The sequence below is a fragment of the Halohasta litorea genome (assembly GCF_024494645.1).
GTDB classification, from domain to species: domain Archaea; phylum Halobacteriota; class Halobacteria; order Halobacteriales; family Haloferacaceae; genus Halohasta; species Halohasta litorea.
Genome location: NZ_JANHDJ010000005.1, coordinates 111,967 through 132,648 on the forward strand (window position 1 = coordinate 111,967; position 20,682 = coordinate 132,648).

Below are 20,682 nucleotides of genomic sequence, written 5' to 3' on the forward strand. Positions count from 1 at the left end.
CCTAGCCGCAAGTAATTGTTCTGGTAACTTGACTGTCAGCTTTGGAAGAGTATCTGTCGGCCCACCGGGCTCCCAGCATGTCGTCGGCCTCAGATTTCGGGCGGTGCTTCGCGGCCGATATGGATCTCTTGGCCCTCGATATCTTCGAGGGCGGCAACGAGCCCGCCGACCTCGACCCGCCCCGCGTCGGTTTCGATGGTCAGCGCGGCGACCTCTTCGGAGTCCTGGATGGCGACATCGGCGACTTTCCCCGAGACGACACGTTCCTCGCCGGTTTCGGTATCCCGGCCCTCGACGGTCGCATAGAACTCGCCACCCAGATCGCGGATGTCCTTGACGGCCCGCCGGATCGAGGCATACCGGCGGGGGAACGGCCGCTCCGAGCCGTCGACGGCGACGGTCTCGGCAGTCGTCCACAGGACGGTCCCGAAGAAACCGGACACCAGGAAGCCGAGCGCCGAGCGGTTGAAGATCACGCCGTAGCGGTCCTTGTCGTCGCGGATCGCATCCTGGGTCGCATACACCGAGTGTTCGCCGTCGGCGACCGCCAACACGGGCGTCGTGATGCCGCGGCGGGCCCGCACCGTCGTCGCCACCGACAGGTAGTCGAACGTGTCGGGATCGGGGGCCGCACTCGCCGGGGTCAACAGCAGATCGATGCTGACCCCGTTTGCGATCTGGGCCGCCAGATCGTCGGCGAACTCCGTCAGCAGCTCCGGTGTCAGCGACAACGCGAGCTCGTACTCCGCGGAGTCGATACACTCGGCGAGATGCCGGATGATCGTCGAGCGGGATTTGACCAGCGACACCGCCTCTGTCTCGCGGGTTGGGGCGGTGTAGCGGGCAACGAGTTCGTCGACCATCTCGGTGAACGACGACTGGACCTCGCCGAAGGCGTCCTCGGGGTCGATGGCGACGATCTGCATCGGTCTCGACTCTCGAAGCTCGACGAGCCCCCGGTCCGAGAGGCTCCGAACGGTGTCGTACACCCGCGGCTGCGGAATGTCGGTCCGGTCGGCGATCTCGCTGGCGGTCAGCTGGCCGTGCTCCAGGACGGTCAGATAGGCGTCAATCTCGTATTCGCCCAGATTGAACCGCTCGCCGACCGTATCGAGCAGCTGCCGAAGGTCGTCTGCCATACTGGTCGTTGTCCGGTCTACCGGTATGTAATTTACTATGTATCGAGTTGCACCCGGTTTTATAATCCGGTTTCACAATCGTCGACGGAACCCTGACAGTCATCGGGAGAAACCCTTTTTCAGGAGGCCCGTGAGACCACGGTATGACTCGCTACGGGCATCCGGTGCAGACGGAGGGAGCCGCCGACTCCCTCGCACAGTTGCTTCCCGGCTGGCTGCAGTTCCCGGGGCGGCTTCTGGCGGCGCTGGTGGTCGTTTTGGCCGGCATCTGGCTCTCGAAACTGCTCGTGCGGCTGTTGGGGCGGCCGATCGCGCGTCGGTTCGCCAGACAGAGCGTCGCCCAGACCGTCCTCGGTGGGGTTCGCGGCCTGACGATCGGCCTCGCGCTCATCGTGGCCGGCTCGTTTATCGGACTCCGGATCGGCGATATCGTCCTCTCGGTGACTGTCTTTTCGGCCGTCGTCGGTATTATCCTCGCGCCGATCGTCGGGAACGTCCTCAACGGGATCTTCGTGTTGGCCGATCAACCGTTCGAGATCGGCGATATGATCGAACTCGACGAGGGCACCCGCGGTTTCGTCGACGATATCACGATCCGGTACACCAAGATATTCACCCTCGACAACACGTTTCTGGTGATTCCGAACGGGAACGTCCGCGAGCGCGATGTAACCAACTACTCCGCGGAGGACGAACGGACTCGGCTGTCGTTGGACGTGCTAGTGACCTACGAATCCGACATCCCCGAGGCGCGTCGGCTGATCGAACGATCGGCCAGAGACACCGACGAGGTGATTGAGGGGGGGCCGGATATTCGGGTCGGCAGCGCACGCTACCCCGCGAATCCGGGCTGTCTGATCGCCGATTACGGCGACAACGGCATTCTGCTTCGGCTTCGCTACTGGGTCAAAAAGCCCTACAAGATCGCCACCGTCGAGTCGGCGGTCAGAACCCGGATTCGGGAGACGTTCATGGACGCCGACGCGACCATCGAGATGGCCTACCCCCACCAACAGCTCGTGTTCGACGAGCACAGCGGCGAGGCACAGGTCGCCGTTCGGGAGGCCGCCAACTCCCCAGCGACTGAGGGGATCCAGGAGCCCGTGACAGACTCCGATTCGACAACACCTCCGGAATCGACGCCATCGACAGACGTCTCGTCCACACCGACTGACGGATCGCCGTCGACCGACGGGAACTCCGAAACGTAGCTACGGATACGGGTGGAACGGCCGGTCGAGTTGTGGGTCGAAGCCGAGCGAGTTGGGTACGGTCCGGGCACGGTCGCCGAAGAACGGCTCGCCGGTAAACAGCGGTTGTGCAGACGGAACCACCGCCCGCACCGTCTCGAAGCCGAGCCCCTCGACGTCGCGCGTCGTCAGCCGTGCCGCGTAGGCATCCAGATCGGCAGCTGCCAGTCGGTCGACGACAGCGTCGAGTTCGTCGGTCCCCGTCAGTTCGGGAGTGCCGAGGGAGTCGGCCGGTATCCGGCTGTCGCTTTCGACGAACGCTTGGCCCGCCTCGGGGAAGTCGGCGTACTCGCCGATCGCACCGCCCTGCTGGGCGGCCTCTTCGGGACCGAGCGCCCGCAGCTCCATCCAATTCTGCAGCGCCTCGGCGAGCGCCGACCGGGCGGCGGCGGTCGGATCGAGATCGGCCGCCGAGCCGACGGCGAACTGTGGCCATTCGTCGTCGCGGTGGACTGCCACGGCGACGACCGGCACGTCGACGTCTTGCGTGACGAGCAGCGGCGTCACGGTCAGCGACTCCGCTCCGGCTCGGGCTTCGAGCTCGGCGAAGGTCTCGTCGTCGACCGCCAGCTCTAGGGGATCGAACGTCGAGTACCACGCCAACATCGTCGCGTCGCGTTCAATAACTTCATAGAGTCCCGACAGCACCGCCTCGACCGTCGAGTTGCCGAGCCCGAGGCCGGTGGTGATCGCGGGGCGATACCGCCGGTTCGGCGGCGGGAAACAGATGAACTCTGCGGGCAGTGAGACGGTGTCGTCTGCCCGGAGGTCGAGGCCCTCGGTCCACTCGATCCGTTGTTCGGGATCGGGCGTCTCGAACCCGTCAGGCCGGACGAACCGCCGAGGAGAGACGGGGTTCGCGCGGGTTCGTTCGGAGCCGCCGTCGAGATCCCCACGCCGGTAGACGCCCGCGCTGTAGCGTTCGAGCGCCTCGCCGAGAGCTTTCATATACGCCCGATCCCAGTCGAGGTCGACGCCTGCAGCGAACTCTGCGGCCCGGACGTCGCTGAAGCCGGTGGTGTCGGCCGTCGAGGCGATGTAGTAGGGCACCGGGAACGATTCGCGCTCGCCGACCTGGCTAACGGGGCCGAGCCGATCGTCGACTGCCCGCTCGGCCCGCGAGAGGGCGTCCTCGACGCCGACCGACCGATGGGTGAGTTCGAGCGAGCGGTCGGGGCCCCCGTCGGCACACTCACAGCCCGGCACAGGTAGTAGAATCCGCTCCTGCCACGGGATCTCGACGATCCGCCCGCCAGCGCGTTCGCCCGACAGCAGCCCGATCAGTTCGGCCCCACCGACGGCCCCGGCAAGTCGAACCTCGCTTCGGGAGCCGCTGGGATCGGCTTCGGGCGGCCCCTCCTGGATCGCCTCGACGCGGGCTCGCAGACACCGATAACAGCCCGACTCGGGCGAAAACAGCGAGACGGTCGCGTCGACTTCGGCCAGCGGATAGCCGCCGATGCCACCGATTTCGACGGCGACCCAGCGGTCGAAGGCCGTCGAGGCGGCGGTGAATACGTCGGCCCCGGTGGGGGCGACGACCGCGCCAACGGCGGGTGTTGGGTCGGCGCTCGCCGAGTCGAGTGCTGACGGGTCGAGCCGCTCTACCGAGAGATCGACGTCGCTACAGGCGGCTGTCAGTGCCTCGGCAGCGGGACCGCTGCCAACGAGACCGAGTTCCATGGGTTATGCTCTCAGTGGCGAGTAAAAGAACACGGCGATGGGCAATGAGAGAGTCGGGGACGCGGTTACTCCAGGAGCTCCTGGCTCACGCCCGCGAGCTCGCTGGTGTCGGCCTCGCGGAGCCGGTCGTCGCCGAGTTGGAGCCGGAGCCGTGGCCGACCGACATCGATCGGGACCTTCTCGGTTTCGATCAGTCCCATATCTTCGAGCCGCGTTTTCGTCCGGGAGAACGTCGCCTTGCTGGCGATGCCGACGTCTTCGCCCCACTTCGAGATGTCGTACAGCAGGACCTCGTTTTTGGCTGCGACGAGCAGCGAGATCGTCACCTCGTCGAGCCCCTCGCCGTCGCCGCGGGCGGTGTCGAGATCGGCCAACACCGCATCGAAATCGTCGCGGGCTGCCTCGCTGATGTCGGCCGCAAGCGTCTCACGGACGCGTGAGATCGGCGGCGTTCGGAGCCGGTAGCTGTCGGCGGCCTCCCACTGCTCGTCGTAGCTTTCGCGGGCGCTGTCGACGAACGCGCTGTCGTCGGTGGTCAGGGCGGCGATCCGGTCGCCCGCCGAGACGAGTGCGAGCACCGAATCTCCCGAGACGAGCAGGGAGTTGGCTGCTGGCTCGCTCAGCATCCGGATCGACAACCCTCCGGCGTCGATCAGGTCGGCGGCGCGACTCGCAACGAGGAAGTCCTCCATCGTCTCCTTGATCGGTCGTTCCTCGGCCAGCATCCGAATCGTCGGCAACTCGCCGTCGAAGGCGGTGGCGACGTCGACCAACGCCCGGATCGCCTCCTCGGTCGGATCGACCAAGAGCAGGTCGTCACTCGATTCAGTGAGTACTGACTGTAGGATATCGTTAATGTCCGTTTCGAGTAAATTCGAGTCCATCTATAGTATAGTATAATACCAAAACTACTATTTAATATTGTCGGGAGAAGCGCAACCACATCAGTATCCGAGCAGCTAAATTAACTCCAGCGAGGCGTCATTGAACGTCTGTTGTGTCATTAAAACATAAATTTCTATCGGTCGACGAATGGTGCGGTCGCAAAGAGTACCGTGCGACAGCCGACAACACCGAGGATATAAATGTGAACACGGAGGAGAGTCTCCAACAGTGTCGAACGAGAGCCCGGGCTGGGAGCGGTTTTTCGGCTTCGAGTCGCCCTACGAGAACCAGGCCGACGCCATCGAGGCCGCGATCGAAACCGTCGAGGCCGAGGGCTATCTCGCGATGGAGGGCCCCTGCGGGACCGGCAAGACGATGGCCGCGCTCACCGCCGCGGCCTACCTCCTCCAGGAGACCGACCGCTTCGAGAACGTCGTCGTCGCCACCCCGGTCAAACAGCAGCGCCAGCAGTTCATCGAGGATCTTCGAACCATTAACCACGGGCTCGACGACCCGCTTTCCGGCGTCGGCCTCGTCGGCAAGGCCGACCTCTGTCCGTACGGCCGCGAAGACAGTTTTCCGGCAGACACGAGCGTCCAATCCCGGTGTGAGGAGCTCCGCGAGACGACCGCGGACCTCGTCCGTGCCGAGGACTCGGATGACCGCCGCGCCCATACCGGTGAGTCGGCAGCCGCCGAACCGGTCGACCTCGATCGGGAGGCCGGACCGGAGCCCGCGGCCGTCATCGAGGGCGTCGACGACGAGGCCGAACAATGGTGGGACACCGAGCTTGCCCGCGAGCTCGCCGACACCGCACGGCAGGATCTGCGTGCGGGCGACGGCGATCCGCTGGAAACGGCGGGTGCAACCGCACCCTACGGGACCGCACAGCCTGCGGCTCCCGCGGATTTCACCGACAGCGAGAGTACGCCGTTGTACTGCCCCTTCGAGGCCGACTGGTATGCCCGTGACACCGGCTCGCCGGTCGGCTTCGAGCAGGGGACCGACCACGTGCTGTCGACCCGTGAGTTCCTCCCGGCCGCAGTCGAGGCCGGGACCTGCCCACATCGGGTTATGAGCGTCCTCCTGGAGGACGCAGACGTCGTCGTCGGCAACTACAACCACCTCTTCGATAGCCAGACCCGCCACCTCACCGAGTCCATCCTCGACGAACGGACGCTGGTGATCGTCGACGAGGCCCACCGGCTCGAAGAGCGCGTCCGGGACTTGCTGAGCGACACCGTCGGGAGAGTAACGCTTAAACAGGCCCAACAGGACGTCGGAACGCTGCTCGAACGGGCGCACCAACACGCCGATAACAAGGAGTTGATCGAGTCGAAGCTCGCCGACCACGACGTTCCCTACGAGGCCGTCGAACGGGCCCACCAGTTTTACGGCGAGGCGATCGACTGGCTCGACGAGCGGGTCGAGGCGGCGCTCCGCGAACGGTTCGACGGCTACGGCACCGGATTTATAAACGAAGTGCTGCCGGACGAGCAGGTTGAACTCGAACTGCGGGACCCGAAATCCGACGAGCGGGACGCCTTCACCGAGTGGGCCGAAGACCGAGCGGGCTACGATGGCGGCTTCTTCCGCACGCTCGGGACGGTTGGCAGTGCCGTCGAGGATGTCCTTTCACAGATGGGAGTCAATCGCGACTGTGTCTGTACGGCCACCGGCGTCCTCTTCAATCGGTGGTGGCACCGCGATCACACCGAGTTCTTCCGGGAGATCACGCTTGAACCAAGCGAGTCGGAATACCGAGAGCCCGACTATCCGTGGCAGAACGCGTACAACGCCTCGCTGGTTATGTACAACTGTATCCCCTCCGAGCAGGTCCGCGAGATTCTCGGGGAGTTCGGCGGCGGCATCCTGATGAGCGCGACCCTGGAGCCGATTCCGATCTTCGAGGCCGTCAGCGGGCTCGAATCCCTGTCGACCAGAACCGCCACGGGCGATGAGGGAGCCAAACGCCGGGTCGACCGGCGGAGTTACGACCTGCAATTTCCCGAGTCGAACCGCGAAAGCTGGGTCGTCGACGTCATGCCGTTTACCGCCCGCAACCGTGGGCCACCGACGCCCGACAACCACAACGAGACCAGGGAACGCTACGCCTACGTCGCCCGCGAGATCGCCCGAAGCCACGGCAACATCCTCTTGGCCTACCCCAACTACGCCGAGGCCGAGTGGGCCGCGGGGCGGCTCCAGGAGTCGGTCGACAAACCCGTGGTGCTCGATCGGTCCTCATCCCACGAGGAGACCCAACGGCTCAAATCGGCATTCTTCGGCGACGAGCACAGCGTTTTGGTCACCAGCACGCGTGGGACGCTGACCGAAGGCGTCGACTACGCGGGCGAGAAACTCCACACCTGTGCGGTCTTCGGCGTGCCGCTGGTCAACATCGGCTCACCTCGTGTACAGGCGGTCAGACACGCCTACGGCGACCGGTTCGGGGCCGACAACGCGTTCACCTACGCGTTGACGATCCCCGCAGTCCGACAGGTGCGGCAGGCGATCGGCCGCGTGCTGCGCGGCCCCGACGAGTGTGGGGTTCGGCTGCTGGTCGGCGAGCGGTACCTCCCCGATCGGCCGCGCTCTGTGGCCCCGTTTCTGGCCGCCCAGGAACAGCGGGAGTTCAGCCGCCTGACCCCGGAGTTTCTCGGGAGTCAGTTCGCCGATTTCTGGTCGACTACCCGTCGGTAGGGGCCGCCTACGGTCGGTTATCCGCCTCGTAACTATCAATTAATCCGCCCACCAGCGAGCAATGTCTGAGGTACCAACCTACCACCTCGTCTGTCGTGACTGCCCTACGGAGTTAGTCGTCGAGACGGCTGCGCGGGCCGAACAACGGGCGACCGATCACGAATCGATCACCGGCCACCGGCTCGATTTTAAACGGATCGACTAGGAACGGAGCCCATGGGCCGAACGGCCCGACGCTGCTCAAAAAATGGCCGATCCAGGAGCCGGGGGTCTCGCGTTAGGCGGTGATTTCGTCGAGTGCGTCCAGGAGGTCGTCTTTGTCCTGGACGCCGATCACGCGGTCGACCGACTCGCCGTTGTGGTAGAATTCGAGCGTCGGGACGCTACGGATGCCCTTGCTGCTCGCAAACTCCTGGAGCTCGTCGATATCCACCTTGAGCACGGCGGCGTCGGTCTCGTCGGCGATCTCCTCGACGGTCGGTTCGAGCATCTTGCAGGGCCCACACCAGTCAGCGTAGTAGTCGACGAGGACGATCGGATGAGTGTCGATGAGTTCCTCGAAATGGCTCTCGTCTTCGACGTGAATCGGCTCGGAGGCAGTTGTGGTACTCATACAACACCATACAGGCTCTACCGGTATAACAGTTGCAGGGATGTGTCAGTTGCCTACCCAACCGATTGTCAATAGACCGAACACACCAATATATAGTTATTCTTCGGCTACATAACTGAGGACGACACCGTCGTCGACGCGGTCTACAGCCGTGAGCGAAAGCGTCGGAAAGTCCTCGACAAGTCCCTCGCCGTCCGCGAGTGTGGGTGCCTCGCGGCCGCCGATAACGAGCGAGCCGACGAACACTGTTAGCCTGTCGAGAAGTCCGTCTTTAATAACTGAAAAGATCAACTCGCCACCACCTTCGACCAGTAGGCTGTCGATACCAGCGGCTTCGAGTTCGCCGAAGGCCGTCAGCAGATCGACGCGGTGCTCACCAGCGACGATCAGCTCGATGCCCGCCTCTTCGAGTGCCTCGCGCCGCTCATCGGATGCGGCCGACGAGACGACGACAAAGGTAGTTGCCGCCTCGTCGCAGATCCGTCCATCCGGCGGCGTCCGGCCTCGGGAGTCAATGACGACCCGTGCGGGATTGGGAGGCCGACCGTTCTCGCGTCGCTGCTGTTGTCGCTTGGGATCGTCGAGTGTGAGATGTGGGTCGTCGGCTAGCACGGTGCCGATGCCGACGGCGACGGCGTCGACCTCGCGTCGGATGCGGTCGACGCGGTCGAAATCCTCGGGGCCGCTGATTTTGATCTGCTCGCGGCGGCGCGACGAGAGCTTTCCGTCGACGCTCATCGCGGCGTTGACGACGACATCCATGCCCGGACATCACACGGCGACCGCTTCGGCGTTTCGGTTTTGCCAATCGTGCCGCGTCCCGCTGTTCGATCGGCGGTTGGCAATGATCGAACATCTCAAACAGGCCAACTGATAAGTGGGGGCTCAGCGAATCGAACGGTATGGATCCACGTATACTCATGCTAGGCTGGGGGTTCCCACCGAACGTCACAGGCGGTCTCGACACGTGGGTGGGCGAAGTGTTCGAAGCCTTCGAGCCGAAAGACGCGGAGCTAGAACTCCTGCTCCCGTCGGAGTACGCCCCCGAGGGTCGTGAGGGGATTCACAGCGTCCCAACCGGCGAGGGCGATATCATCACACGGGTCGGCCGGATGAGCGACAAATTCGTCGATCTCGCCGAGGATGCCGACATCGCCCACACCAACGACTGGTTCGGCTACGGGCCGGGGCTGCGGGCCAAACGCGAGACCGACGCCACGTGGGTCTCGGCGTTCCATTCGCTTTCGAGCGACCGAAACATCAACCCGCCCGAACGGGAGGTCGAAACCGAACGCCGAGTAGCCAACCAGTCGGACATCCTCATTTCAGTCAGCAAAATCACTCGACAGAACGTTCTCGATCTCTATGGTGCGGACTCGCATGTCGTCCACAACGGGTTTTCCTCGCTGGAGACCACCGATTTCGACGTCAAGGCCGATCTCGGCATCGAGGGACCGATGTTGTTGTTCGTCGGTCGACACACCGACCAGAAAGGAATCAGCCACCTGCTGTATGCGATGGACAAGATCCAAAACACCGACGCCACGCTCGTCCTCGGCGGCTCGGGCCACCAGACCGAGCACCTGAAGATGTTTACCGAACTGCTCGGGCTCACCGACCGCATCAAGTTCGCTGGCTACATTCCCGAAGAGCGACTCGGCGACTACTACGCGGCCGCCGACGTGTTCATTTCGCCGTCGCGGGCCGAACCGTTCGGCCTGACGATCACCGAGGCACTCGCCGCGGGCGCACAGGTCGTCGCCACCGAAAGCGGTGTCCGGGAGACGCTCCCCGATGGCTGTCTCGTCGAGGTGACGACCGATTCGGATTCGATCGCCCGCGGAATCGACGAGGCCCTCGCCCGCGAGGGACCACCGGAGTACGAGCCCCGAACCTGGGACGAGGTCGCCGACGACCTGCTCGACGTCTATCAGACTGCCCTCTGACTGTCGAAGGTTCCTGGAGCTAGTGGCCTGAACCCACGTGTCTGTGTCTGCGTTTCAGTCGGACTACTGTGAGACCGACCACGGCAGTTGAGCCACGCAGCCGGGACGATGATCGCCTCTTTACCGGGCTAGTAGTGTGTGCTGTCGACTGAATCTGCCAATGGTAGCCAGTGACTAGTGAGGGTCATCCGGTAATTCAGTGCCAACTGATGGTTTTGTGTGCATTACGATACTAAATAGTAGTCAGTTGGTGACTGCGCGATGACAAACGATGACTCAGACGACGGCATCAACCGTCGGACGTATATGAAAGGTGTGAGCGCGACGAGTGCGATCGTCGGGGCTGGTGGACTCTCGGCGATGCCCTGATGGAGCGCGGAACCCTCGGCGTGTCGCCGCTGGGTCGTGTCGTTAGGCCTCAACCGCAGCGGTCGACCCACGGAACAGCGTAATCTCGGCGGCTGGCTCCGGATGGGTGATACGGAATCCGGTTCGGGTTTCGGTGACGCCGCGTGTACTCACTTCCGGATCGTCGCTCGGTTGGTAGGGGCTATCGCTGTCGCTGGGCTGATAGGGGCTATCCGACTGATATGGGCTGTCTCGACTCTGATAGGGGCTGTCCCGCTCCTCGTCTGATTTGTCGGACATGTCTTCCGGCGGGAAGTAGATCCGCTCGCCGCTGGCCGACTGGATGACGAAGGCGACGTCGTGGTTTCCGCTGACCTCGATGATGGTGGTGCCGTCTTCGATACGGGTCGTGTAGGTGAACTCCTCGGAGTTGCTCATAGTTCCCGGTTGGCGGGAACCCACTTATCAGTTCCCCGGGATCGCCCACGCTGACCAGTCATGCGCGCACATAGTTTTTAATGCAAGCCGACGAACGAACTGGTGATGGACGTAGACAACAAAGCCGAAGAGCTTGCCTCCGCTCTCGGTGTTGACAAACAGGAGGTCAAAGCCGATCTGGAATCGCTGCTGGAGTTCGACGTGCCCCTGGAGGAGGCCGCCCAGAGCGTCCGCCGCAAACACGGCGGCGGGGGCGGTGGCTCGTCGACGCCGGAGACGCTTGACCTCGATGGGATCTCGACCGCACAGGATTCGGTCAACGTCACCGTGCGGGTGCTCACACAGGGCACCCGGACGATCCGGTACCAAGGCGAGGACGTGACGATTCGGGAGGGGAAACTCGCCGACGCCTCGGGGACGATCTCCTACACCGCCTGGCAGGATTTCGGCTTCGAGCCCGGCGATTCGATCGTCATCGGCAACGCCGGGGTTCGGGAGTGGGACGGTCGCCCCGAACTCAACCTCGGCCAGTCGACGACCGTTTCGATGGCCGACGAGACGGTCGATGTCGACCAGTCGATCGGCGGCGACAGCGACCTGATCGACCTCGAACCCGGCGATCGGGGTCGCAACGTCGAAGTGCGGGTCCAGGAGGTAGACTCCAGGACCATCGACGGCCGGGACGGCGAGACGACGATCCTCTCTGGTGTATTGGCCGACGAAACCGCCCGACTCCCCTTTACCGACTGGGACCCACACCCCGACCTCGAAACCGGGGCCGACCTCAGAATCGAAGACGTGTATATCCGGGAGTTCCGTGGCTCGCCGTCGGTGAACCTCTCGGAGTTCTCGACGGTCGAACCGCTCTCGGAGCCGGTCGCGGTTACCGATTCGGCCCCACAGCTCTCGCTGGCGGAGGCGGTCGATAGCGGCGGGTTGTTCGATGTCGAAGTCGTGGGCAACGTCCTGGAGGTCCGCGATGGCTCGGGACTGATCGAGCGCTGTCCCGACTGTGGCCGCGTCATCCAAAACAACCAGTGTCGGACCCACGGCGAAGTCGAGGGCGAGGACGACCTCCGGATTAAGGCGATCCTCGACGACGGTACCGACACCGTCACCGCGATCATCGGCTCGGAACTCACCGCAGAGATCTACGGCGGCGACGTGGCCGACGCCAAGGAGGCCGCCCGCGATGCGATGGACAAGGAGGTCGTCGCCGAGACGATCCGCGAGCGACTGGTCGGCAACGCCTACCGGGTTCGCGGCTCGCTGTCGGTCGACGAGTACGGTCCGAATCTCAACGTCGAGGCCTTCGACGCGGCCGACGAGGACCCGGCCGCACTTGCGACAGCCGCGCTGGCGGAGGTGCACCAATGAGCGCCGACGGTGACTCCGGACCGGGGCGACGCGAGGTCGCCTATCGGCCGTTCGCGGCGGAGTTCGACGACGCGTCACTGTCGTACTCCGAGAGCGACGAGGAGCGTGCGCCGAACTTCGTCGTCACTCCAACTGGACTTCGGGTTAATCGACTGTTCGCCGTGGGCGTGCTCACCGAGGTCGAATCGATCAACGAGGATACCCTTCGCGGGCGGATCGTCGATCCCACCGGCGCGTTCGTGACCTACGCCGGGCAGTACCAGCCGCCAGCACAGGCGTTCCTGGACCGGACGACGCCCCCGGCGTTCGTGGCGATCACCGGCAAGGCCCGCACCTTCGAGCCGGAGGACTCAGATCGGGTGTTTACCTCCGTTCGACCCGAGAGCCTCAGCGAAGTCGACGTCTCGACCCGCGACCGGTGGGTCGTTTCGGCGGCGAAGTCGACGTTGCAGCGGATCGCGGTCTGTGCGGCCGCCCGCGACTCCCCGCTCCGCGGCGAGGCGCTCCGGGCGGCCCTTTCGGAAGCCGGAGTAGACGACTCGCTGGCCGCGGGGGTTCCGCGTGCGCTCGACCACTACGGGACGACAACCGCCTACTTGGAAGGGCTCCGCCAGCTCGCGGTCGACGCCCTCGAACTCGTCGCCGACGAACGCGAGGAGGTACGGCCGCTCAACGTTGCACCTGACGAGAGCGGCGACGTGGAACTCGGCCCGCTTCCGGCGGTCGACATCGATCTTGAGGAGGACGTGTCGACGGAGCCAGCCGAGACGGCGGCCAACACAGCCGATTCGGCGACCGATCAGACCGACGCCTCGACCGAGGAGCCGACCGCCACGGCATCGGACTCTGCCGAGGCGACGACGGCTGATGAAGCGGCCTCGACCGAAGCGACGGAGACACCGACGACCCCGGACCCGGCAGAATCGAGCGGGACACCGGCCTCGGAGTCGACTGACAGCACACCGACGACGGATCCGGAAGACGATACGGCAACGACCGACGTAGAAGACGAAGCCGGACCCGAGACGGACGTGTCGGCCACGCCGGATACCGAGGTCGCAAACGGGGCCTCCGAGCCCGATGCAGCCGCCGAGACTGGTGACGCCACCGACAACAGCACGGACGAGGAAGCCGCCGAGTCGGGTATGTACCAGCTCGACGAGGAGGAACGCGAGGAGCTGGAATCCGAGTTCGACACCGGCTTTTCCAGCGGCAACGAGGTTGATCCGGCGGGCGAGGCCGATATCGACGTCCCCGACGCCGATGAACTCGCAGAGCAGGCCGAGGCCGAAGGGACAGCACCCGAGGAGACGGCCGCCGACGCAGAAACGGCTGACGAGCCGCTCGGCGAGTTCGATGATGGCGTCGGTGACTCCGACGAGGACACTGGTTCGGCCGAGGAACCAGCTACAGAGACCGAGTCTACGACCGAAACCGACGACAGCCCCGAGGCAGGGTCCGGCGCTGACGAGGAACCGAGCACAGAGGTAGACCTCGAAGGAGCGGTCGTCGAAACAATGGCCGAACTCGACGACGGCGACGGCGTCGACCGCGAGGCGCTGGTGGCCGAACTCGTCGACGAATACGGGGTCGACGAGGCGGCCGTCGAGGACGCCATCGACGACGCGCTGATGGGCGGCCGGTGTTACGAACCGGCCGACGGCACGCTGAAAGCGATCTGATGGCTCGCGGCTCCCGACCGCGGATCGAACCGGTTCCCGACGCCCCGGCGGCGACGGTCGACCTCGGTGCGGACCGCGCCCTCGTCATCGGAGACTACCACGCGGGAATCGAGGCCGGACTGCGGTACGAACGTGGCGTCGAACTGCCGAGCGACGGCCCGGCGCGCCGCCAGCGGCTCCTGGAACTCCTTCGAAACGAACACGCCGCCCGGCTGGTCGTCCTCGGCGACCTCGGCCACCGGATCGGGAGCGTCGACGGGGCCGAACGCGAGGAACTCGACTCCCTATATAAAGCGGTCGTCGAGAATTTCGGAGCCCGGATCACGGTCGCTCCTGGCAACCACGACGGCGGGCTTGAGGGCCTGTGGGGCGATCTGGAGGGCGTCGATATCCTCCCGCAGGCGGGTGGTCTACTGGGCGATGCCGACCGCGGCGAGACGGTCGGCGTCTGTCACGGCCACACGTGGCCCGCCCCCGAACTGCTGTCGGCCGAGGTGATTTGTATGGCCCACGAACATCCGACCGTCAAGCTCACCGACAGCGTCGGCGGCTACCGCACTGAAAAGGCGTGGCTCCGGGGACGACTCGACCGCGACATCATGGCGGCGGGCGTCGACGCGGATCCAGACACGATCACGTGGGGCGATCCCGAACTCGTCGTCGTCCCGTCGTTCAACGACCGCTCGGGTGGGACGTGGGTCAACGTCGAAAGCGAGGGGTTTCTGTCGCCGTTCCTGCCCGAAGCGTTGGTCGATGCTGACTGCTATCTGCTCGACGGGACGCGGTTGGGTGCGTATAACTCGGTGTGAGGGGCGAGAGCACAACGACGGTGTGCTTAATTCCCTCGCGCCGTGTGATAGGACAATGAGTTCCGCGGACGCGGAGTCGGGCGCAGATGCCTTCTCTCATCTCGGCGAGACGGTGCGGGCCGCCCTGTCGGACCGCGGGTTTTCGACACCCACCGAGCCACAGCGGCGGGCGATTCCGCCGCTTGCCTCTGGTCGCAACACGCTGGTGATCGCACCGACTGGGACCGGCAAAACCGAAACGGCGATGCTGCCTGTTTTCGATGCGATCGGCCAACACCGCGAACGGGAAGGGTCGACCGACGGCTTTTGTGCTTTATATATCACCCCGCTCCGCGCACTGAACCGGGATATGCGCGAGCGCCTCGACTGGTGGGGAGAGCGACTCGATATCGAGATCGACGTCAGGCACGGCGATACGACCCAGTACCAGCGACAGAAGCAGGCGAACGATCCGCCCGACGTGCTGGTGACGACCCCCGAGACGCTCCAAGCGATGTTGAGCGGCTCGAAACTGCGGACCGCGCTGGCGGACGTGCGGCACGTGATCGTCGACGAGGTCCACGAACTCGCCGCCTCGAAACGCGGCGCACAACTCACTGTCGGCCTCGAACGCTTGCGGCTGCTTTCCGGAGCCTTTCAGCGGATCGGCTTGTCTGCGACCGTCGGCGACCCCGAAGCCGTGGCGGCGTTTCTGACTGGCTCCCGCGTCGACGCGCCGGAATCCGAAACCGACGCCGACCGCGATTTCTCTGTCGTCGAGGTCGACGTCGGCAGTCGCGTCGAATTTTCCGTCATCCACCCGGAGATCACCGCCGAAGACGATCGACTGGCGGGCAAACTCGCAACAACGGAGGAAATCGCCAGCCACGTTCGGGTCATCCGCGAAATCGTCGACGACAACGAGTCGACCTTGATTTTTGTCAATACTCGCCAAACAGCCGAAGCACTCGGCTCTCGGTTTAAAAAACTCGGCGAGCCGATCGAGGTCCACCACGGCTCGCTCTCGCGGGACGTGCGCGTGGATGTCGAAGACCGGTTCAAAAAGGGAGAGCTCGACGCATTGGTCTGTACCTCCTCGATGGAGCTCGGGATCGACGTGGGGCGGGTCGACCACGTCGTCCAGTACGGCAGTCCCCGGGAGGTCGCCCGCCTGCTCCAGCGGGTCGGCCGGGCTGGCCACCGCCACGATCAGGTCTCGCGTGGCACGATCATCACGAGCCACCCCGACGACACGCTCGAATCGCTCGCCATCGCCCGGCGCGCTGGCGAGGGGTTGGTCGAATCCGCCGGCATCCACTACGGGAGTCTCGATGTCGTCGCCAACCAGATCGTCGGGCTGGTGATGGACTTCGGCGAAGTGAGCGGTCGACGGGCCTACGAAACCGTCACGCGGGCCCGCCCGTTCCACGATCTGAGCGAGGAACTGTTCCGGGCGGTCGTCCGGGAACTCAGCAGTAACCGGCTCCTGTGGCTTGACGAAGAGGCCGATCGGCTCGAAAAGTCCGGTGGGACGTGGCAGTACTACTACGCCAACCTCTCGATGATCCCCGACGAGGAGAGCTACGAAGTCCACGACATGTCCTCCCGAACGCAGGTCGGCACGCTCGACGAGCGGTTCGTCGTCAACTTCGCCGCGCCCGGCGAGGTGTTCATCCAGCGCGGCGAGATGTGGCGGATCAACGACATCGACGAGGAGGAGGCGAAAGTAAACGTCGCGCCGATCGAGGACCCCGCAGGCGAGGTTCCCTCCTGGATCGGCCAGGAGATACCGGTGCCTGCGGCGGTCGCCAACGAGGTCGGCGAACTCCGCGGGATCGCCGGCTCGCAGTTCGAACACGGGGCCGCACAGCGCGCCGTCGCCGGTGATCTCTGCGGCCGGTATCCGGCCGACGCTGCGACGCTCGAACCCGCACTCGACCCGATCGACCGCCACGTTGAGGCCGGGTTCCCGCTGCCGACTGACCGTCGAATCTGTATCGAATCACGAGGGCGGACGGTCAGGGTCGACGCCGCCTTCGGCCACGAGATCAACGAAACCTTGGGTCGGCTGCTGTCGGCATTGGTCGGCCAGCAGACCGGCTCATCGGTGGGGATGAGCGTCGACCCCTACCGAATCAGTTTCGAGGTTCCGCAGGGCGTTTCTGCCGGCGTGTTTCGAGATATTCTCCAGTCGACCGACCCCGACCACCTCGAATCCTATCTCGAACTCGCCTTAAAAAGATCCGAGACCCTCAAGTTTACCTTGGCGCAGGTGGCCGCCAAGTTCGGCTCGCTGAAGCGGTATCAGGGCCGCGGGCGGTTCGGCGGCGACCGTCTGCTTGAGGCCTTGGAGGGAACTCCAGTGTACGACGAGGCGATGCGAGAGATCTTCCACCGCGATCTGGCACTCGAAGAGACGGCCGACGTGTTGCGGCGGGTCCAGGAGGGCGATCTCGACCTCGTGGTCGTCGGCGACGTGACGCCGATCGGGACGACCTCCCGGCCGAGCGGCCAGGAGCTCCTCGTCCCCGAAAAGGCCGACGCGAGCGTGATCGAGGCGATCGAAGACCGCATTCACAACGACCGCGTGCTGCTGTGTTGTTGCCACTGCAAGGACTGGGACCACACCACCAAGGTCAGGAGGGTCCGCGAGCAGCCCGAGTGCCCGGAGTGTGGGTCGACACGCGTCGCCGCGCTGAACCCGTGGGCCGACGAGGTGGTCTCGGCAGTGCGGGCCGACGAGAAGGACGACGAACAGGAGAAACAGACCCAGCGGGCCTACCGGGCGGCGAACCTCGTCCAGAGCCACGGCAAACAGGCCGTGATCGCACTGGCGGCACGCGGTGTCGGTCCCCACAACGCCGCCCGAATTATCAGCAAGTTCCGCGAAGACGAGATGGAATTCTATCGAGACCTCCTCAAACAAGAACGCGAGTACGCCCGAACACAGTCGTTTTGGGACTAACTCCGGTGGCGGGTTACGTAGTCAGTGATTCGGCGATGGCGGTCACAGATGTGTTGTCCCGAAAGGAGAGTCGAGAGCACTTGATCAGCGTTGTGTCTGGTGGTTAGCTATTCGAATACAGGTAGAGAGAACAGCCGACGAGGATCGACTCCACAGTCTTTGTTATAACTGCCCAGTGAGCGAGGGAGCCGTCTCTGTAGAACGCTTCAATCCCCCATCCGTGTACCATAAACATTGCCAGAATCGAGAGTAACGCATAGAGTGCTGCCACAAGAAACAGTTCCTTCCGCCAGTATTTCGAGAGGTATAGAACCGTCCCGCCAACGAATCCGGCCCCGTTGAGTGCAAACAACACTCCCCCAGTAGTACCTGCAGTCGCGGTTGCCCCCGGAATGAGGTAGAAATGCAGGATGCCAGTCGTGAGTGCAGTCAGAATGGCAAGATACCCTGCGGGGTTCTCTGGTTTACTGAATACCGGTACGCCTGTAGCTGTGGTTGTTTCACCCATGTCTTAGAGAATTTGGTTTCGAATAATAAAACCCATAGAATCTTGGGGTAAAAATTTTTTACCCTGTAGAATTGTTACATTGTGGTAAAAATATTTCCATCCATATGTAATCTGATGTGTTATCTGTGTTTGGTTCCGGTGCCGTGGTCAACGACACGCCTACGCAATCAATAGAAACCCCACGAAACCCGTCACACCCGACTCAGATACGAATCCAAGGGTTCCGCATCCTGCCAGAGCGATTCGTAGAGGTCCGAGGCCCAGCGGATAGCCGATTCCGCCTCGGAGATTAGCACCGACTCAACCGGGGACTGGGTCATCGGTCGGAGTGCCATCATCATATACGAATCAGCAACAGTGAGTCCGAACTGAATATCCGTCACTTTGTACTGGGCTGCATCGATCTCACGGATTCGTTCGCGGGTTCCCGCCTCGACGTCCGCCTGTAACTGGTCGACAACACTCGGCGGAAACAGAAGACGAGAATCTGGATCATCTGGGAACGCATCCCTATACTCCGGAGCGTGGATCGGCACGGCAGTACAGCAGCTATCTGCTTGCTCAAGCAGGTCGACAACTGCGCTGGCATGTGCTCGAACGTTGGGTGGTTCGGAACGAACGACCTCGTAGTGCCCCAGTTCAGGAAGTCGGCGGCGAAACTCTCGGGGGAGGTGATCGGTTCGGTGGTTCACCCAGTATTCCTGGTCATAGGTGATTGTCTGAACGGTGGATTTTCGTCGTTCGATCTGATCTACCACCAGACGACCTTGTCCTGTGAGCCTCCAGCCAGCTTCGCCATCAAAAACCACTCCCTGACGCTCCAAATCCGCGAGTGCGGTATACACCGTTGATGTACTCGCATCTAGGTGGTCGATGAGATAATCCGTCTGCTGCACAGTTGCGGCTAGTAGCTGCAAAATATCAACCCGAACCGACGACGATATGACGAACTCATACACCGAATTCCCTCGCATTTGCATATATCGTTCAGTTTGCGGTCTCATAATATCCTTGGATCGTTGGTTCTTTCGTGATCTGAACGGTTGGTGTCGGCTGCCAACCGCAGCACAGATACTGTTGCATACCGCTATTCACTCTGAATTCAATTGAGATGTAATCGATAGCACCTGCACGGCCCGTTTTCGACGGTGCTACCCCGTTTTCGACAGGGCTACTCAGCATCGTCGCGAGCAGTTGCGACTCGATCGATGTCCAAATTCGCTCCGCACCAGCCGCAATCATCGCTTTTGCTCGCGGCGTCGGGCCCGATACCGCCACTCGGATCATCAACACCTTCCGCGACGAGGAGACGGAGTTCTATCGGGACCTTCTCAAACAGGAACGGGAGTACGCCCGGACCCAGTCGTTTTGGGACTGATTACCGCAGCAAGAACTCACCGATCCACCGAATCAGTTCCGTGAGCATCATCAGCCCGCCTTCGAGCCGAGAGAGCGATCGCCCGGTCCAGAGCAACAGCAGGACGCCACTGCTGAGCGCGAGCAGCCAGAGGGTGTCGTCGATCGCTGCCGGTGTGACATCCAAGGGGCGCAACAGGGCGGCGATCCCGAGTGCGCCCAGAATATTCAGGGCGTTGCTTCCGAGGACGTTGCCGAGTGAGACGCCGATCCGGCCGCGCCTGATGGCGATCAGCGAGACGGCCAACTCGGGTGTCGACGTTCCGGCCGCGACGACCGTCGCACCGATCGCCCACGACGGAACCCCGAAGAACAGCGCGAGATCCGATGCAGCTGTCACGAGCAAATGCCCGCCAGCGATAACGAGCACTAGCCCGCCGATGATGTGTGCGATCTCACGCCACAACGGCGGGGACTCCGCCGCCGTCAGTTCCGACGGGACGTTCGTGGCATCACTGGACCGAGCGAGTACCAGCAGGTAGGCAAGCAGTCCTGCAAAAAGAACTCCTCCCTCGATCCGCGTGATCGTCAGGTCCGAAATGAATACCAGGGCGACGACAGTCGTCACGAACAAAACGGCCCCATCGCGCCGTACGATGGCTCGGTCGACGGGAATCCGTTGAAAAAGCGCCACGACGCCGAGGACGACCGCGAGGTTGTAGATGTTCGACCCGACGATGTTGCCGACTGCGATATCGCCGAGGCCAGCGAGTGCGGCATCGCTCGTCACGACGAATTCGGGCATTGACGTTCCGGCGGCGACGATCGTGAGGCCGATCACGAGTTCCGAAAGCCCGAGCCGACGGGCGATCTGTACGGCACCCTCGACGAGAGACCGCGAACCGTACCACAGCGACACCACGGCGAGTAGAACGGCGACGATATCGAGACTCACCGCGAGTGCAGTCATTGGGAACCCATCGTTTGCGGTCGCAAAAAAT

17 protein-coding genes are annotated in these 20,682 nt (G+C 63.5%); 8 read left to right on the forward strand and 9 right to left on the reverse strand.

Going from position 1 to position 20,682, the window contains the following annotated elements; all coding sequences use genetic code 11:
• Positions 1 to 89 precede the first annotated feature (89 nt).
• Entirely contained in the window at positions 90 to 1,139 is a 1,050-nt protein-coding gene (trmB, locus tag NO877_RS12750) for an HTH-type sugar sensing transcriptional regulator TrmB (protein ID WP_256396733.1), read from the reverse strand.
• 143 nt (positions 1,140 to 1,282) lie between these two features.
• On the opposite strand from trmB, the gene NO877_RS12755 reads away from it, so the two are divergent.
• The gene (locus NO877_RS12755) at positions 1,283 to 2,350 is read left to right on the forward strand and encodes a mechanosensitive ion channel family protein (RefSeq protein WP_256396734.1); all 1,068 of its coding nucleotides are present in this window, start codon (positions 1,283 to 1,285) and stop codon (positions 2,348 to 2,350) included.
• Here the strand turns inward: NO877_RS12755 and NO877_RS12760 are convergent, their stop codons facing one another.
• Together NO877_RS12760 and tbsP are read right to left on the reverse strand one after the other, a co-directional pair.
• Positions 2,351 to 4,072, reverse strand: coding sequence for a YcaO-like family protein (locus tag NO877_RS12760; protein ID WP_256396735.1), 1,722 nt, complete (start codon positions 4,070 to 4,072; stop codon positions 2,351 to 2,353).
• Between the two features lie 65 nt (positions 4,073 to 4,137).
• Entirely contained in the window at positions 4,138 to 4,956 is an 819-nt protein-coding gene (gene tbsP, locus NO877_RS12765) for a transcriptional regulator TbsP (RefSeq protein WP_256396736.1), read from the reverse strand.
• Between the two features lie 229 nt (positions 4,957 to 5,185).
• Here tbsP and NO877_RS12770 point away from each other — a divergent pair, with 229 nt between their 5' ends.
• Complete coding sequence (locus NO877_RS12770) at positions 5,186 to 7,660, forward strand: ATP-dependent DNA helicase (protein WP_256396737.1); 2,475 nt, start codon at positions 5,186 to 5,188, stop codon at positions 7,658 to 7,660.
• 61 nt (positions 7,661 to 7,721) lie between these two features.
• Entirely contained in the window at positions 7,722 to 7,865 is a 144-nt protein-coding gene (locus NO877_RS12775; RefSeq protein ID WP_256396738.1) for a hypothetical protein, read from the forward strand.
• Between the two features lie 72 nt (positions 7,866 to 7,937).
• Here the strand turns inward: NO877_RS12775 and trxA are convergent, their stop codons facing one another.
• Positions 7,938 to 8,273: a thioredoxin gene (trxA, locus tag NO877_RS12780; protein ID WP_256396739.1), complete on the reverse strand. Its 336-nt coding sequence runs from the start codon at positions 8,271 to 8,273 to the stop codon at positions 7,938 to 7,940.
• 96 nt (positions 8,274 to 8,369) lie between these two features.
• Entirely contained in the window at positions 8,370 to 9,035 is a 666-nt protein-coding gene (locus NO877_RS12785; RefSeq protein WP_256396740.1) for a 2,5-diamino-6-(ribosylamino)-4(3H)-pyrimidinone 5'-phosphate reductase, read from the reverse strand.
• Between the two features lie 140 nt (positions 9,036 to 9,175).
• Here NO877_RS12785 and NO877_RS12790 point away from each other — a divergent pair, with 140 nt between their 5' ends.
• The gene (locus tag NO877_RS12790; protein ID WP_256396741.1) at positions 9,176 to 10,219 is read left to right on the forward strand and encodes a glycosyltransferase family 4 protein; all 1,044 of its coding nucleotides are present in this window, start codon (positions 9,176 to 9,178) and stop codon (positions 10,217 to 10,219) included.
• A 411-nt stretch (positions 10,220 to 10,630) separates the two neighbouring features.
• Here NO877_RS12790 and NO877_RS12795 read toward each other — a convergent pair whose 3' ends face one another.
• Positions 10,631 to 11,005 carry a DUF7510 family protein gene (locus NO877_RS12795; RefSeq protein ID WP_256396742.1) on the reverse strand — a complete coding sequence of 125 codons (375 nt, stop codon included), beginning with the start codon at positions 11,003 to 11,005 and terminating at the stop codon, positions 10,631 to 10,633.
• 105 nt (positions 11,006 to 11,110) lie between these two features.
• Here NO877_RS12795 and NO877_RS12800 point away from each other — a divergent pair, with 105 nt between their 5' ends.
• The 4 genes from NO877_RS12800 to NO877_RS12815 are packed head-to-tail and all read left to right on the forward strand — an operon-like array spanning position 11,111 to position 17,817.
• The gene (locus NO877_RS12800) at positions 11,111 to 12,382 is read left to right on the forward strand and encodes a Single-stranded DNA binding protein (RefSeq protein WP_256396743.1); all 1,272 of its coding nucleotides are present in this window, start codon (positions 11,111 to 11,113) and stop codon (positions 12,380 to 12,382) included.
• Positions 12,379 to 14,064, forward strand: coding sequence for a hypothetical protein (locus tag NO877_RS12805; RefSeq protein WP_256396744.1), 1,686 nt, complete (start codon positions 12,379 to 12,381; stop codon positions 14,062 to 14,064). Before NO877_RS12800 ends, NO877_RS12805 begins: the two co-directional genes overlap by 4 nt.
• Positions 14,064 to 14,873, forward strand: a complete 810-nt coding sequence (locus NO877_RS12810) for a metallophosphoesterase (protein ID WP_256396745.1) — start codon at positions 14,064 to 14,066, stop codon at positions 14,871 to 14,873. The genes NO877_RS12805 and NO877_RS12810 overlap by 1 nt, the downstream gene beginning before the upstream one ends.
• 55 nt (positions 14,874 to 14,928) lie before the next feature.
• Positions 14,929 to 17,817 (forward strand): DEAD/DEAH box helicase, encoded by a 2,889-nt coding sequence (locus NO877_RS12815; protein ID WP_256396746.1) that lies wholly within the window; start codon positions 14,929 to 14,931, stop codon positions 17,815 to 17,817.
• Between the two features lie 103 nt (positions 17,818 to 17,920).
• Here NO877_RS12815 and NO877_RS12820 read toward each other — a convergent pair whose 3' ends face one another.
• The 3 genes from NO877_RS12820 to NO877_RS12830 form a co-directional block, all read right to left on the reverse strand.
• Complete coding sequence (locus NO877_RS12820) at positions 17,921 to 18,325, reverse strand: DUF7475 family protein (protein WP_256396747.1); 405 nt, start codon at positions 18,323 to 18,325, stop codon at positions 17,921 to 17,923.
• A gap of 191 nt (positions 18,326 to 18,516) precedes the next feature.
• Entirely contained in the window at positions 18,517 to 19,284 is a 768-nt protein-coding gene (locus NO877_RS12825) for a helix-turn-helix transcriptional regulator (protein WP_256396748.1), read from the reverse strand.
• Positions 19,285 to 19,703: 419 nt separating this feature from the next.
• A complete protein-coding gene (locus tag NO877_RS12830; protein WP_256396749.1) occupies positions 19,704 to 20,651 on the reverse strand; it encodes a calcium/sodium antiporter in 948 nt (315 codons plus the stop codon).
• Between the last annotated feature and the right edge of the window lie 31 nt (positions 20,652 to 20,682).